The 13941-nt window shown below is 40.6% G+C and carries 11 protein-coding genes; 3 read left to right on the top strand and 8 right to left on the bottom strand.

What is annotated here, in order from left to right:
- Positions 1–276: 276 nt before the first annotated feature.
- The 7 genes from CLV62_RS18615 to CLV62_RS18585 all read right to left on the bottom strand — a co-directional run bounded on the left by CLV62_RS18615 (position 277) and on the right by CLV62_RS18585 (position 10102).
- Positions 277–1221: a hypothetical protein gene (locus tag CLV62_RS18615; RefSeq protein WP_170120098.1), complete on the bottom strand. Its 945-nt coding sequence runs from the start codon at positions 1219–1221 to the stop codon at positions 277–279.
- Between the two features lie 367 nt (positions 1222–1588).
- Complete coding sequence (locus CLV62_RS18610) at positions 1589–3568, bottom strand: hypothetical protein (protein ID WP_110312287.1); 1980 nt, start codon at positions 3566–3568, stop codon at positions 1589–1591.
- A 161-nt stretch (positions 3569–3729) separates the two neighbouring features.
- Complete coding sequence (locus CLV62_RS18605) at positions 3730–4863, bottom strand: FimB/Mfa2 family fimbrial subunit (protein WP_110312286.1); 1134 nt, start codon at positions 4861–4863, stop codon at positions 3730–3732.
- 121 nt (positions 4864–4984) lie between these two features.
- Complete coding sequence (locus CLV62_RS18600; RefSeq protein ID WP_110312285.1) at positions 4985–6505, bottom strand: DUF3868 domain-containing protein; 1521 nt, start codon at positions 6503–6505, stop codon at positions 4985–4987.
- 106 nt (positions 6506–6611) lie between these two features.
- Entirely contained in the window at positions 6612–7877 is a 1266-nt protein-coding gene (locus tag CLV62_RS18595) for a DUF3575 domain-containing protein (RefSeq protein WP_170120097.1), read from the bottom strand.
- 139 nt (positions 7878–8016) lie between these two features.
- Positions 8017–9135: a FecR family protein gene (locus CLV62_RS18590; RefSeq protein ID WP_110312283.1), complete on the bottom strand. Its 1119-nt coding sequence runs from the start codon at positions 9133–9135 to the stop codon at positions 8017–8019.
- Positions 9136–9415: 280 nt separating this feature from the next.
- Positions 9416–10102 carry an RNA polymerase sigma-70 factor gene (locus tag CLV62_RS18585; RefSeq protein ID WP_110312282.1) on the bottom strand — a complete coding sequence of 229 codons (687 nt, stop codon included), beginning with the start codon at positions 10100–10102 and terminating at the stop codon, positions 9416–9418.
- Positions 10103–10793: 691 nt separating this feature from the next.
- On the opposite strand from CLV62_RS18585, the gene CLV62_RS18575 reads away from it, so the two are divergent.
- The 3 genes from CLV62_RS18575 to CLV62_RS18565 all read left to right on the top strand — a co-directional run bounded on the left by CLV62_RS18575 (position 10794) and on the right by CLV62_RS18565 (position 13086).
- Entirely contained in the window at positions 10794–11516 is a 723-nt protein-coding gene (locus CLV62_RS18575; RefSeq protein ID WP_146212787.1) for a hypothetical protein, read from the top strand.
- A gap of 420 nt (positions 11517–11936) precedes the next feature.
- Positions 11937–12212, top strand: coding sequence for a hypothetical protein (locus tag CLV62_RS18570; protein WP_110312279.1), 276 nt, complete (start codon positions 11937–11939; stop codon positions 12210–12212).
- A 7-nt stretch (positions 12213–12219) separates the two neighbouring features.
- Positions 12220–13086 (top strand): hypothetical protein, encoded by an 867-nt coding sequence (locus tag CLV62_RS18565; protein WP_110312278.1) that lies wholly within the window; start codon positions 12220–12222, stop codon positions 13084–13086.
- A 300-nt stretch (positions 13087–13386) separates the two neighbouring features.
- Here CLV62_RS18565 and CLV62_RS18560 read toward each other — a convergent pair.
- A partial coding sequence (locus tag CLV62_RS18560) for a TraM recognition domain-containing protein (protein ID WP_170120096.1) occupies positions 13387–13941 on the bottom strand: 555 nt, incomplete at its 5' end.

The following is a 13941-nucleotide window of genomic DNA, read 5'->3' as shown; positions in this document are numbered from 1 at the left end:
AAAGTCCCCCTTGGGGGATTCAGGGGGCTACTGGGGGATTCAGGGGGCTGCTATTCTTCTCCTAATCGGCTCCCACAAAAAATGTAAAAGAGGAAGCCGAAGGACAAAGCCTCCTTTTATGAAAAAGGGTAGGCTGACAGTGCCTCATTGTATATTATTTCAGTTAGCAGTCAACAGTTATCAGTCAACAGTCAACAGTTATCAGTTATCAGTTATCAGTCAACAATTATCTGCTATCTGTTCTTCTTTGTTGTTCTGAGCCGCTGCTCAGGGATGTTATGGAATTGCTACCCACTCTTCGTCTTCCTCATCCCAATCTCCAGGATCAAGAATAAGAACAGAGGGTGGTGTGGAATACACTTCGTAATAGCTGTTACGCTTGATGGAAGCGACCGGGACACTCTCTTTAGTTGTGATTGGAAAATCTCTCATGAATTTTTCGCCTGTGCTTATCAGTTGGTAAACCACCTGTACCGTGGGCAAATGGCTTTCGCCACATTCGTAGGTGTAGAGCGTTATTCTCTTGTCGGTTGCGGTTGGGGTAACTGTGGTTACGGGCAGAAAATCTACGAGGGGCATTATTGCTGCTATATTCGTTGTTGTATTGTTGGGCAAAAGATAGGTCGCCGATTTGGGATTGATTACCTGTGCCGAATACAACCCGAATAGTCCGGTATTTGTTTCTGTATTGTCTATCACATCCACCCGTGCAGCCATGCGTTTGAGGTTGACGGTTATTTTGCCATTGGTTTCGATGTAGGTTTGCAGATTCTCGAAACTCTGGGTGTAATACATCAGTAGGGGGCGTTCGTTTAGTGGATAACCCGGCATCGATCCATTGTTGGCAATGGCAGGGGTTTGGAAACTTTGGAGGTCGTCAAGGGTATGCGTTAGCGAAAGCTGACTGTCTGATATGCCGTTTTCTTTGTAGTTGGCTATTACAATAATTTGAGCGGCTGCCGACAGGTTATCCGCTTGTATATCGATTGTGAAGATGTTATTAATCAATTGATCTTTGGTTGTGAAGTGCGAACTGAACGTCTCACTAGTACCTACTTGTACAAAGATGGCGATAGATCCCAGTTTCTTTTCGTTCTCGGTGGCAGGCGTGGTGTATGTAGATGCTCCACCGAAAGAGAGTTGCAACTGCGTGGTTTTTGCTGTCCCGGCAGGGGGAATAACGGCATTATCGTCATCGTGGCTGCATGAGACGAGGAGCAACAGTAATAACACCCAGCCCCACCTAGCCTCCCCAAAAGGGAGGAACTTGGCAATGCCACGAAAGAGGGTATCTCTTAATGTGGTTCTATTTTTTGTTGTCATTTTTTCCTTCAATTAATTTGTTGTCTTTGCTCTTAAGTCCCCCTTGGGGGATTCAGGGGGCTGCTATATATTGAGTACCTTGCAGTACATTTTATTTCCTATTTTAATAGCCTATCGTGGCTTGCTCAAAAAGTCGCCCGGGGGCTACCCTTTTATCACTTTTGCCTTGCGGCAGGGCGAATAATACCCTATTGTATTTGTTGAAAAAAACAGGTGAGTGGAAAGCACCCACCTGTTTGATATGATAGTGTATTACAAGTATAAATTAGTTTTTTACACAACGGATAGGAGCTCCGTATGAAACTGGAGTTTCTATTATCTTAGGTGTTGCTCCACCAGAAAGTAACATCTGACCATTAGTTTTTGAAGCAGTTATCGCAGGTGTTGATGACCAAAGCATAGCACCTGTACCTAGCCATGTAGCTCCTCCATTAGGCATAATTGCTCCACCAAAAGGAAGATAAATTATGGCATTAGTAGTTTTATCTTTTATTTCATTGCGTTTCTTTTCTGTATTTCCTGTAATAGAAACAAGTGCAGATTTATTCAATAAATCTAATTGTGAAACTGTTGGTACTGACCATCCAGCAGGACATGGAGATGTTGCTCCAGTAGTCCATAAGCTAGCTCTATCAGTATATTTTGAATCATCTTTCTTTAACCAGTCACCATTGATATTATCTGCTCGTGAAATAAATTGAGTTGAATTATTTGCTTCATCATAACCTAAAGGTCCAGCTATTGTATTTGTTAAATTTGAAGATGCTCCTTTAAAAGAATTTCTTCCCCACTGATAATAATAACCAGTTGAAGCCAAATTCAATACTGTAGCATCATCAGTTGTTGCCCCCACATTTACCGGAGCCCAAGTTACACCAGCCACTACAACTGGTTTAAGAGTTGTTCCCGGATAATACGTCCCCGTTTTATCTGAATACACCACTACTGTAGCATACAATTTAGGATTTGCCTTGTCCTTGATACGAATTTCAACAGTCAAATCATCTGTTCCTTCATATTTAGGTATAGTAATTTTCACTCCCTGTTTGTAAGAAGCTGCATATGTTAATGCAGGAGTCGATGTCGTTTCTGTTGTTATGCCCGGAAAGCTTCCCAGCGTATTTACTATTTCAAATTCCGCCCCTTTTGAACTTGGCGTTGCTACGTCTAATGTAATTGTTGTTCCATTGTTGGTAGCGTCAAACATATAAGTATTTGCATTCCATCCCGTAAGATCAGATGACGCAACGTTAGAGAAACCTACAGCACCTTGTACTTCTGTTTCTAAATCACCAGCACTTTCCCAGTCAGCCACTTCCAATACGAACTCAATACCGTTATTCTCTTTTGCTTTAATAAAATAGCGTTTGTTTGGCAAAATATCTGCCGCTTTTACTGTAAAAATCTTTTCTGTTCCTTTTACATCAGTTACCAACTGTATGATTGTTGTAGTTGAACCTACTACGGTAGGATACAGGTAGAATACGCTCTCGGTTATTCCTGTATTGGCATTTGTTTGTCCTGTATATGTGATTTTAGTTAAATCGCCTTTTGTTAAATTTGCAGCAATGTCAGGAGTGGGGTTTTCAAAGACATAGCCTGCAAGGTTAGCATTGTAGATCAATATTTCTTTGATTGTTACGTTCGAGGCAGAAGTTGTATTATCCACATCGAAACGTGCTACACGGCGTTTTAGGCTTACATTAGCACTTGCTGTACTTGCTACGTTGATAGTTGCACTTTTACCTGTAAGTAACAGTCCGTTGGCAGACGACAGATGAGCCGGTGCAAGTTGGTTGTCAGTTATCAATTTAGAGAATACCGATAATAACATACCCTCAGCAGTTGTACCAAGTTGGTTGGTTGCCGTACCTTGTACGGTGGCGGTGTTGCCTGCGAAATAAAATGTTTTGTTACCGCTTACTCCTTCGGGAACTGTAATAGATGCAGTTGCGTTTGTTCCATTCGATCCGCTTACTATATCAGCACCGCTATATACTTTCTCCAATACAGGATCGGCAGCATCGCTGAACATGTAAATTTTCATACCGGGAATATCCAGTTTGTTCTCATTGGTGGTTGCTATAGCATAGGTTGTTGCTCCTTTAGCCATAGGCAGCACAAAGGTAAGTGTACCTTTGAGGCTTGGGACACCGCCATTGTCGGCGATCTCTTCTTCGCTGCTACATCCTGTGAATAGTAGAATTGCGAATGTCAGTAGTGTAAAATTAAAATACTTCTTCATTTTTTTTGTTTTAAAATTGTTGCTTAATACTTGTTTAGTTGTTTGTTTTTTAATTCGATTCACGTTTAGTTATTTAGTTAATAAAATCATTTTTGTTTTGGGCAGGGCAGAGCCGCTGCCCCTACTGCTACCTGTTGTTATCTGTTATCTGTTGACTGCCTCTACAAGATGCCTCCCTCTTCCCAGTCGTCAATATTTACCAATCCTACCATAACCTTATCGCCGTCAATCACTATTTCTATTGCGAATTCTTGGCGAAGGTTAGTATCGAGTTGTATGCCCATATCCTGAAAGAAGCGTTGGAGGTCTATCTCTTTCATCAGCCGGTTGCTTCCTGCATAGAGGCTGAGCAAGGGTTGCGAAAGGTCACGGTGACGGTAGGTGATAAACTCGCCGTTGAGCACCTGTTCGTAACTCATCGTCGCAACGGTGCGGTGGTCGAGCATATAGCTACAGGGAGCATCTACAAACGGTATGTTGTGCCGCACGGTGGCAGGGCTTTTTTGATAGGTGTCTACATCGGGTGTGTAGTTCATCAGCGTATTGCCACGGAATGTATATTCGGGTACAAATGCTTCCTGCGGTGCAATATCCCTGAGCATAAGGTGAAAATCGCCTGTATTTTCGGGTGCTTCGGCTGCATTTTTCCACTTTACGGTTATATTCAGTACGCAGTGTGCGTGGGTCATATCTACATTTATCTTGCTTACTCCGTATTTTTCGATGGTGAATGTACGGTATCCGTAATAGAGGCGTTCGGCGTTGCTTTGTACGGCTGCTGCACTTTTAAGGGCTGTATGGGCATTGTCGAGGTAAAGCATCATTTCCTGTTTGGTGGTTACGCCTATCTGCTCTTTGTTTACCTTGCTCGGTTCCGCCTTGTTACCCCATGTGATAACCGAGTACTTGCCCTCGGGCAGGTTGGTTTCGGATACGTATTCGCCAAAACACGATGTGCCGGGCAGGCGGTTTATCATTACCAGTACTCCCTGCTCATCGAAGATGTATTCATCGAGGGTTTGTACATACATCGGCAGTATATTGTCGGTGCTTGTATTTTCCCTGTTGTAACGATAGATAATGCGGGTGTTGTATTCGCAAACTTCTATGTCGCCGTCTATGTCGCAGGAGGTAAAGAGGAGAAGCAAAAGCAGCCCTACCCAGCCTCCCAGCCCCCTCAATCCCCCCAAGGGGGACTTTGAGCAAAGCCACGATGATTGCTTATCAGGGCTTGCCAATCTCCTCCCTTTAGGGGAGGTTGGGAGGGGCTTTCTATTTAGTATATATTTAATCATTATCCTGTTTATCGTTCTTTTTTTATTTTGGGCAGACACGCTGTTTAGTTACAAGTTACTTCGCCCTAGTGGGCAGTTACAAGTTACGAGTAGAAAAACTGTTGACTGTTACCGTGGCTTGCTAGTTCCTCCCCTTGGGGGAGGCTAGGTGGGGCTGTATCAGAAATAGGTTTACGTCTCCTTCTTTGTATCCGTTTAGTTTCGCCTGTTCGAAGAGGTGTTTCGCCTGTTCGAAGTCGCCCTGTATATAGGCACTTACTCCTTTGTTTATCAATCCCAGAGGGTTATTCTTTATTTTGTCGAGATAAGCAGCGGCTTCTTTTGTGTTGCCTTGCAGCAAGAGTGCTGCTGCGGCATTGTTGTTGGCGATGAGGTCGTTGGGATATTGCTTCGCTGCAATTTCATAGACTTCGCGGTACTGCTCGCTGCCAATAGCGTAATAGAGTGCCACATGGTACATTTCGTCCAACGAAAGTAATTCGGGGCGTGTGTACAAGAGTTCTTTGGCACGGCTGTCGGATAGCTTCTCTACAATGTAATCGACACGCAGTTCGATACGGCGTAGTAGTGGAAACAGTTCGGCTTTCATTTCTTTGTACGGGTTTCCTCCACCGATCATCATCAGTTTCCTTTCTCGTGCATCGAATATATCGGTTCCGGCTATGAGATCGAGGACTTCTTGTTTGTACGACATTTCACGGTCGTTTACGAGGTCTACGAGTCCGTCCCAGTCTTCGGCTATCCAGTCGGTATGGACAGGCAACTTGCCCAGTCGGTATTTTGTTTTTATATAATCGGCGAATCCTTTGGAGCGTCTTTGTGCCAATAGCTCGTTCGATTTGTAAGTTCCTTCGGGTGAGGCATAGCCGGTGATACGCATGGCTCCGAGTGTGATAATGTCGGTTCCGATGATCGTCTGCATAAGCGAATCGACTTTTTGCAGTTCGACAGGGTTATTCTTGAAATCGGGCAATACCTTGTAAACGTTCACGGGATAGTTGAGCCTTGCCGATACGGTGGCTACACGGTTCTTTACTTCTTCGACAGGTGGTGTCAGGAAACTGACCATTTGGGTATATACCTTGGGGTCGGGTGTCCACACGGTTTTTGGCGGTTCTATCGGTTTGCGTGGCGATATGTTTACATCTGTCACTAATACCTGCGAGGCGATAGCCGATTCGTTGCAACAGTCGTGAAAGAGTTGTACGGCATTGATAGAGGCGTGATCCATCCACGTTTGGTAAGGGATGGTCAGGGTATAATCGACAACATAGGCGGTGTTCTTATCAATCGGTCGGATGGTTTTGTATACCGATCCTTTCGCAAACATGGGTTTACCTGCCAGCAGTTCGTTGCGGCGATCGTATTTGTAGCGTCTGTTGCCGGTATAGATCATACAGGGCAGTACAAGGCATTTGTCGGCATCTTCGAGTGTGAGTTCGAGACGCAACGACTGGTCGCTATTGAGTTGTACGTTTTTCGCCTGTATAGTCAGGGCAATCCGCAGGCTGTCGCCTTGTCTGGCAATAGTCTGATTGTTCAGGCTGATGTGTGCCTTTTGCTGTGCCTGCACATTGCCCGAAAGCAGTGCGAAAAGCACCAGTAAAACGACTGTATGTATGTTCAATTTATTCAAAATCATATCTTTTTTAATTTAGGATGCCCCTTACCCCACGAGAGGGATGTTAAAATTAGTTACAAGTTACAAGTTACAAGTTACGGGTACGGGTTACGGGTTGTCGTTCTTTTTATTCGAGTAGGTAGATGAGTGATATACCTGCTTTGGTGGGCCCCCAATAGTTTCGCTTGTAGCTACCTTCTAATTCGAGACAGTCCTTACAGGAGTATTTGTCATAGTCGAGGTGCACGTATCCGAGTCCTAATGTGAGTTCCAGTCCCCATTTGCCTTTGAGTGGGAAATGATAGCCGTAGGATAATCCTGCTCCGTACATATTGCCTCTGTAGGTATAGTCTTTGAGTGCGTTTATGAGCGGTATATCTCCTACATTGAATTTGCCGTATAGCCCATGCAAGCCGAAGAAGTGTCCTTCGAAAGATTGGCACGTCCAGTAACGAAGCTCAGGTTGTACGAGCCAGTGACGCAAGGAGCTTCTGCCCGACAGTTCCCACGGGTTGTATCCTATTGAGGCTTCGGCTGTCCATTTTTTGGCAAGGTACACTTCTGCTCCAAAATTGATTGTGGTTGTAGCCCAGTATAGGAGATTGGTTTTTTGTGCAAAAACGGGATGCTTTTTTAGCGGAAGCATTTCGGGTTCTATTGTTCGGATGACAGGGATTATCTCCTGACGGATGGTGTCCGCAGGGATTTCCTGTTGGGCATCGTTGTCGGTTGTAACCGGCATCGCTTCTTCGATGCGGGTTGCGGGTTCGGCTGCTTCTGTTGCTTTGAGCATAATCTGCATATCGGCAGGTTTGCTTGCGGTAAGCTCTGCTCCCCGTTCACGGGATTTGTAACCATCGACCGTAATAGCGACAGTTTGTGAACCGAGTGGAATATTTTCGATGGAAAAATGCCCTTGCTCATCGGTTTTTGTCTTCAGGTCGGTTTTTCCGGCTACGGCTACGTCGGCCAAGGCAACGGGCTTGCCTGTTTCGTCGTCCAACACTGTTCCTCTGAGGGTCTGGGTTAGGAGTTTGTCTTTTCCGCTTTTTGCGGTGATGACAATATGTTTGCCGTTTATCTTGTAGGTGTGGTCTGTACCTGCAAGCGACTCAAGCAGTATTTCGTTGAGCGGTGCTGTTTTTTTGCTCAGTTGTATCTCTTTCGAAACATTGAGTTTACTGCGGTTGTAGGCGATATTGAAGTCTGTCTGTTGCTCAATTGTTTGAAAGACTTTACCGATGGTTAGCTTGGTATCCTCAAATGTAATAGTCTGTTTCTGTGCAGATACCGTGACTATCGATAAGGAAAGCAGTAGCAAGCACAGGAATATCCTGCCGCTTTTACAGCTCCATAAAATTTGGGGATTTTGATTTTTTTTATAACTTTGCATTGTTAATATTTTGTTTTTAAAACATTGGATCATCTTTAATGAATACAATCCATGTTTTAATTATTGACTATATAAAACCGGGTGGAAAGGGTCTCAAGTCTAGTCCTCCGGTTTTTTTTATGTCTCTTTTTTAATTCGATTATTTATCCTGTACTATTATTACTTTATTATTTTCTATTGTATACGAGAATCCACCTATTAAGTCTTTGAGGACACTCATCTTTTGGTTCAGGCTTTCATTACCTGTAAATTTCAGCGAATAGTGTTCTTTGTCGGGCAGTGGAGTCTCAAAGACAAAGCTGACTCCGTCTGTACGTTCCAGTTCGCGGATAATCTCGTTGATAGTCGCATCTTCGAAATACAGGTGTCCGTCTTTCCAGGCAGAGGATTCGGCGGCGGCTACGGATTTTATCTTTACCTCTCCGGTATTTTTGTCGTACACGAGTTGTTGTCCGGGCTCGATATTGAAAATCTCCTTGTTTATTGTTTCTACTTCTATTTTACCTTCGTTGAGCGTTACTACTGTTTTATTCTCTTCGGGATATGCTTTTACGTCGAATTTGGTTCCCAATACTTTTACATTGAGATATTCTGTCTGCACGACAAAAGTCTTTTCTTCTACTTTTGATACCGAAAAATAGGCTTCTCCTACCAGTGTTACTTTGCGGGATCCAGCCTGTTTGTTATTGCTGTAAGTGAGCTTACTACCGGCATTGAGTACGACATGGCTACCATCGGACAGTTCCTGCTCCTTGAACTGCCCCTTAGGAGTGGAGATCTCAAGAGATCCTACCTGCTCGATTTGTTCGGTCTGAGCAAGGGTTACGGAATCGAGATTATTTTGTATGCTTAAGTACCAACCTGCAAATGCAATGATCGGTAATAAAACAGCAGCCGCCCTGAACAAATAATTGCGTAAACGGATTCGCTTTGTTCTCTTAGTGCCTTGTTCCTGAATGAGTAATTCCAGATAATCTTCCTTATTCGATTCAAAGTTTAGGTTTCGTTTAAGTAATTCCAGATTTTCTTTCTGCTTACCGTTTAATTCACTCACGTTTTTTTTCGTAAATTCTATTTCCAGAAGAAGGTCATTCAACGCCAAATTTTTTACTTCGTGGTGCTCGTCATTAATGAGCCAGTTTTGAATCTGAGCTTCCAATTCAACGGAATGCGGATAATCCATATATTCTTTAAGCAGGTTATAGATTATTTTATAACCCGGGCTGTTCCTTAGTATGTCTGTTTGTTCTTTTTTCATTTTACCCGGTACTTTATTTATAGTGTTAGTGTGCGTGTTGAGTAACCAGCAATGAATTTATTAAATGCAATAAAGCTTGTTACGGAAAACGATCTGATTTCCGAAAAAGTAGTTGTCAGTACTTGCTTTTTTCTTAGTTGCATTTATTTGTCGTATTGAATCCTTTTTTGTAAACTCTTTTTATTTTTCGTTGTTCGAAGAATTACCCTCTACATATACTCACAAGATTTTTTGGCTTAACCCTTAGTTAAAATCTTTATTTAACATTTATTTAACATAATCAGGATGGTTTTTCCTCTTCTTTCCCTTCAAAAGCCTGAATAATATTTATTGACGGTTGATTATTAAAGTCCCTTATATCACTGGCTGCTTTTAAGAAATGAGCCGAGCTGTATAGAATGCAAAATGCAAGGACAACTCTTTTGAGATCCCTTAGAGCGGCACTGATATGCGTTTCAATTGTCTTAATGCTTAAGTCCATATTGAGAGCTATTTGCATATTTGACAGCCCTTCATACCGGCTTTGTTCGAAAATAATTCTTCGTTGTGCAGGCATACGGTCTACGACTAAGCGGATGGTCATAGCCAGTTCTTTTGCATACAGGGTATTTTCGCTATCCGTCAAGTCGATAAATTCCGAAAGCTCGGTCAGATAATCATCCATACGAATATTGGCATTGGTTTTTCCTGCGGATTTACTATTCAGAAAATTATACGCTTCACGTTGTGCCAGCAAAAGGAGATAATTTTTCATGGGCTGACTACTGTCGATCTTATCCCGGTTATGCCAGACTTTCATAAAGATATCGTTTGTCAGTTCGTATGCATCATCTTTGGAACGAATAATCCGGTCAATACTTTTATAAACAAAATCAGTATAGTTAGCGTAAAGCTGTTCGAAGGATCTCTGGCTTCCCCGATGTAATGCTTCGATTAGTACTATTTCATCTCTGATAGACTGTTTCATAAGATTATTTGTTTAACATGTTCCATAATAGCAGGCAATAATTACTCTTTTGTACAATTAGAATATAGGGTTTCTTTCCTGTTGGTTATTTGTATGTATTTTACACTGAAGCAATAATAACCTACAGTCATAACGATTTGTTACCCCGGAATCAAAAAAGCGTGGAAGCCACACTGTTCCGTAACGAGGCACTGTCATACCTAACCATCAAAACAGGTAACTCCACGCCATACTTTTATGTATAGAATGAATTTTAAATCTGTTGTCCCGATGGTTTTGAAAATTGACAGTTTTCGTTGCGAGACTTTTGTGAACATAATGTTCTTCCTAATAAAATGTTGACAAATATATATCATTTTTTTAATATTTTTAATGTTTTCCGCAACTCTGAGTCTGTTAAAAATTTTCGCGAATACTTTCTTCAGAGCTCTTTTCTGCGTTTCTTCCATCTTTTTTGTCTAATTTTTCCCTTTGCCCGACTCTAACAGCCCGCTATTATTGTTTCATAAATGAAAAAATAGCCTGAAATTAGCCCTGATAATTTGAATGAGTAAATTTTAAACAGACTCAAAAAAAAACAGTTACCTTTACAAGATTATATAATTATTTACATTTGCAAATGTAGTTACAGTTGTAAATGAATGCAAATAAATATGCAATTATTTTTCGTGTACTCCTAAGTTTTTTTAGAATGTCTATAAATCAGCGTATAAAAAGAATAATAGAGGAATTGTTTGAAGGCAATGACAGGGCTTTCTCGACTGCCGTAGGTGTGTCTCCTTCGGTAATTGCCCATATTGTGGGCAAACGGCAGAGCAGCCCTTCTTTTGAGGTGGCGGATAAGATTATCAGTTCGGTAAAGATTATCAACGCAGAATGGTTTGTTACGGGAAAGGGTTCGATGTATAAATTATATGATAAACCCATCAGTAACCCGCTATCTGTAGTCGCTGAAGATAACCCCTCTTACCAAATAAAGCCATTGGAAGTTCTTCCGTTTTTTGATACTTTGCAGGCTGTGCCGCTGACTAAGAATGGTTTTGCTCTGGCTCTCAATGCTTTTAAAAAGGATAAGATAGCTTTGCCTTTTATACGTGATTATGATTTTTCGTTCCGACAAGCCGGACGTAACATGATCGACCCTGATCATCCCGACTTAAGTATTTATAACGGGGATATTATCGCCTGTAAACTTAGGCAAAGCCGCTCACACCTGCGTTGGGGAGAAATATATGTGCTGATAACCTTGCAAGGCTGTATTATCCAAAAAGTAATTCCGTCGTCGCAAGAGGGGTATATTACCTGTGTTTCCTATAATGAGAAGGAAGGGTTTATGCCGTATGATATGCCTTATGAGGAAGTGCTTGACTGGGCGGTTGTGGTATCGGTAACACGGGTAAGGATGCTTGGCTGAATGTAATATAATAGATTATAGTCAATATAAAACGACAAAGGGAGTGTATAGGAGTTGTACTCCCTTTGTTGTTATTCAGATGTACAACAAAGATAGACCTTACACTGTGCAAAGAAGTATGAAATATAAATTCATGATCAAACTAATTTAAATTCATTCTAAACTAAAAAAAGGTATTTTAATACCAATAAATAATTCTACCTTTATCTATCTATTGCATTTCAATACATTGGATAATCTATCGTTTATATTAACTAAATTTAACTATAAAAATACAAGTTGTCAGATTATTTCTTATATTTGTGATATAGAATCAATTAGTACGACAAATTGAGTACATGAAGTTCAATCGGTTTTAATAATAGTAATATTCCTAATTATTAAGTCTACGCTTTATTTGAGGGAAACAATACTAAAGTCATGTCAGAAAAAAACAAAAAGAATCAACAGGAAGCATTGGGGTATATCTGCAATCGGAAAAGTGGCTCAATAGATACTCTTATCAATGAATTAGGATCTGATGTTGTTCGTGAATTTGAATTGGTTGGTTTTATCAAAAGAGGTATAACCGCCGATACACAAGCAACATGGAAAGCAGTACCATCTGCGAATTCATTTTTTAAATCAATTTATGGAGAGCCTACTCTTGTCCAAAAAATAAAAGGCTACTTCTGTCATTATGTTTTAAGATTCTGATTCATTTATGAAATACTACTGCGTTTTATGGATACCAACAGTATTCCATAAAAAACCTTTGCGTAAGCCCGATGTTACAATAATAAAGAATGTTAATATTTCAGATATTGACAATATACCACACAACATATCTGTTGATTTAGATCAAGACGAAAATATAATTATCAAATCAGACTCTCCAGATTCCCATTCGATTCTGCTTAAAAGAATAGATTATAGCAATAATGGTCTTTTTCTTTATGAATATGATATTGAAGATAAAAAGGAAAACCGAGCTCTTATTGGGGACGATTTTCCTTTTGCAATTTATCATATAGTCAAGGAATTCTATCATACCCATGAACATCATGGAGAAGATGAAGATACGCACCTTGCTGCATATACAAATAAGATAAGACCAGACATTAAAGCTTTAAATAATGAAGCCTTAATTCATTATTTAAGAAATTACGAAAAGAAATTCGTAGCTTATTTAAGTCAAATACAGAATGCTTATGCAGGATTACTTTCCAGAAAAAAAGAATCAAATAAAAGATATAAACTAGCTACAGATTCGCATGAAGCTTTTAGTGATTTCTGCTGTAAAGTTAGAGGCGAAGAACTTTATTATAATTCCTTAAATAAGTCAAAGTACAATACCTTATGTAAATCCGGTTTAGGAAATGATTCGGAAGAAGAATCCCAATTATCCAAAATTGCTTTTAATATAGAAAATGCACTGGCAAACATTAAATATATTGAAGAGAAAGCTCATAATGAGTTTGGATTTGACAATGCAAAAATCTCTTTTAATATAGCATGGCTGGCTTTTTATATTGGAGCCGGATTAGGACTGATATCGATTGCCTTGGGGGCTATTCCTTTCTTTAAATAAATTCGTTTCTCTCCTAACTTACAAAGTCAGTAGGGAGAGAGTATCCGGATAAATAACACTTCAGAATATATCTGACATTTTAAGAGTCTGTTTAAATTTTTCACGAATATTTTCTTAAGAGCTATTATTTGTGTTTCTTCATTCATTTTTAGTCTCTTTTTGTCTAATTTACCCCTTTGCTCAGCTCTAATAGCTCGCTATTATCGCTTCTCAAATGAATAAATTAGCCTGAAAATAATCCTAAAAATTTGAATGAGATAAATTTAAACAGACTCTAAGAAAACTATTATTTTCTATTCTTTAACAGTCCTTAATCAGATGTTTCAATAACGGATCTCCTTTAATCCGTATCATCTCATCTATCACAATTTGTTGTGTATCGAGTTTTATCTGCCTGTAGTTCTCTTCAATCTGATCGTTCATCGCATTTTCATCTATAAAGTCGGTAAGAATGGGAATCGGTTGATACGCTTTCACCTCGGCAGCTACTTTTTCATTGTCCACTACAATCTCGGCATGGAATATCTTCTGCTCAATCCGTTCATCGAAGTTATCGGACACTGCACCCACAAACAAGCCCTGAGTGAGATTACTGATCTTACTGGCAGGAATCAGGCTATCTAATTGGGTACTGATCGAAGTGGATTTATCCTGCTTATTAATGGTCATCGACTGGCGTTTCTGCAAAACTTTGCCGAAGCGGTCGGATAAGGTCTTGGCTGTCTCTCCTACCACCTGTCCCGAAAAGATATTGCCGACTGTATTCATTACGACCTTGCTTTCCTTATCGCCATAGTCACGGTTCAACTGGCTGAAATCCTGAAATCCTAAACATACAGCTACCTTGTTGCTTCG

Origin of the sequence: Indolivaga alginatilytica (assembly GCF_003201355.1) — a bacterium.
Classification (GTDB): Bacteria; Bacteroidota; Bacteroidia; order Bacteroidales; family Dysgonomonadaceae; genus Dysgonomonas_A; species Dysgonomonas_A alginatilytica.
Note: the sequence above shows the minus strand (reverse complement) of the source record. Positions and strands in the feature narration are given on the sequence as shown.

What these genes read in the sequence shown, in the direction of transcription:
- CLV62_RS18610 (WP_110312287.1), bottom strand. Translation starts at nt 3,568, where the DNA reads ATGAAGAAGTATTTTAATTTTACACTACTGACATTCGCAATTCTACTA.
- CLV62_RS18605 (WP_110312286.1), bottom strand. Translation starts at nt 4,863, where the DNA reads ATGATTAAATATATACTAAATAGAAAGCCCCTCCCAACCTCCCCTAAA.
- CLV62_RS18600 (WP_110312285.1), bottom strand. Translation starts at nt 6,505, where the DNA reads ATGATTTTGAATAAATTGAACATACATACAGTCGTTTTACTGGTGCTT.
- CLV62_RS18595 (WP_170120097.1), bottom strand. Translation starts at nt 7,877, where the DNA reads ATGCAAAGTTATAAAAAAAATCAAAATCCCCAAATTTTATGGAGCTGT.
- CLV62_RS18590 (WP_110312283.1), bottom strand. Translation starts at nt 9,135, where the DNA reads ATGAAAAAAGAACAAACAGACATACTAAGGAACAGCCCGGGTTATAAA.
- CLV62_RS18585 (WP_110312282.1), bottom strand. Translation starts at nt 10,102, where the DNA reads ATGAAACAGTCTATCAGAGATGAAATAGTACTAATCGAAGCATTACAT.
- CLV62_RS18575 (WP_146212787.1), top strand. Translation starts at nt 10,794, where the DNA reads ATGTCTATAAATCAGCGTATAAAAAGAATAATAGAGGAATTGTTTGAA.
- CLV62_RS18570 (WP_110312279.1), top strand. Translation starts at nt 11,937, where the DNA reads ATGTCAGAAAAAAACAAAAAGAATCAACAGGAAGCATTGGGGTATATC.
- CLV62_RS18565 (WP_110312278.1), top strand. Translation starts at nt 12,220, where the DNA reads ATGAAATACTACTGCGTTTTATGGATACCAACAGTATTCCATAAAAAA.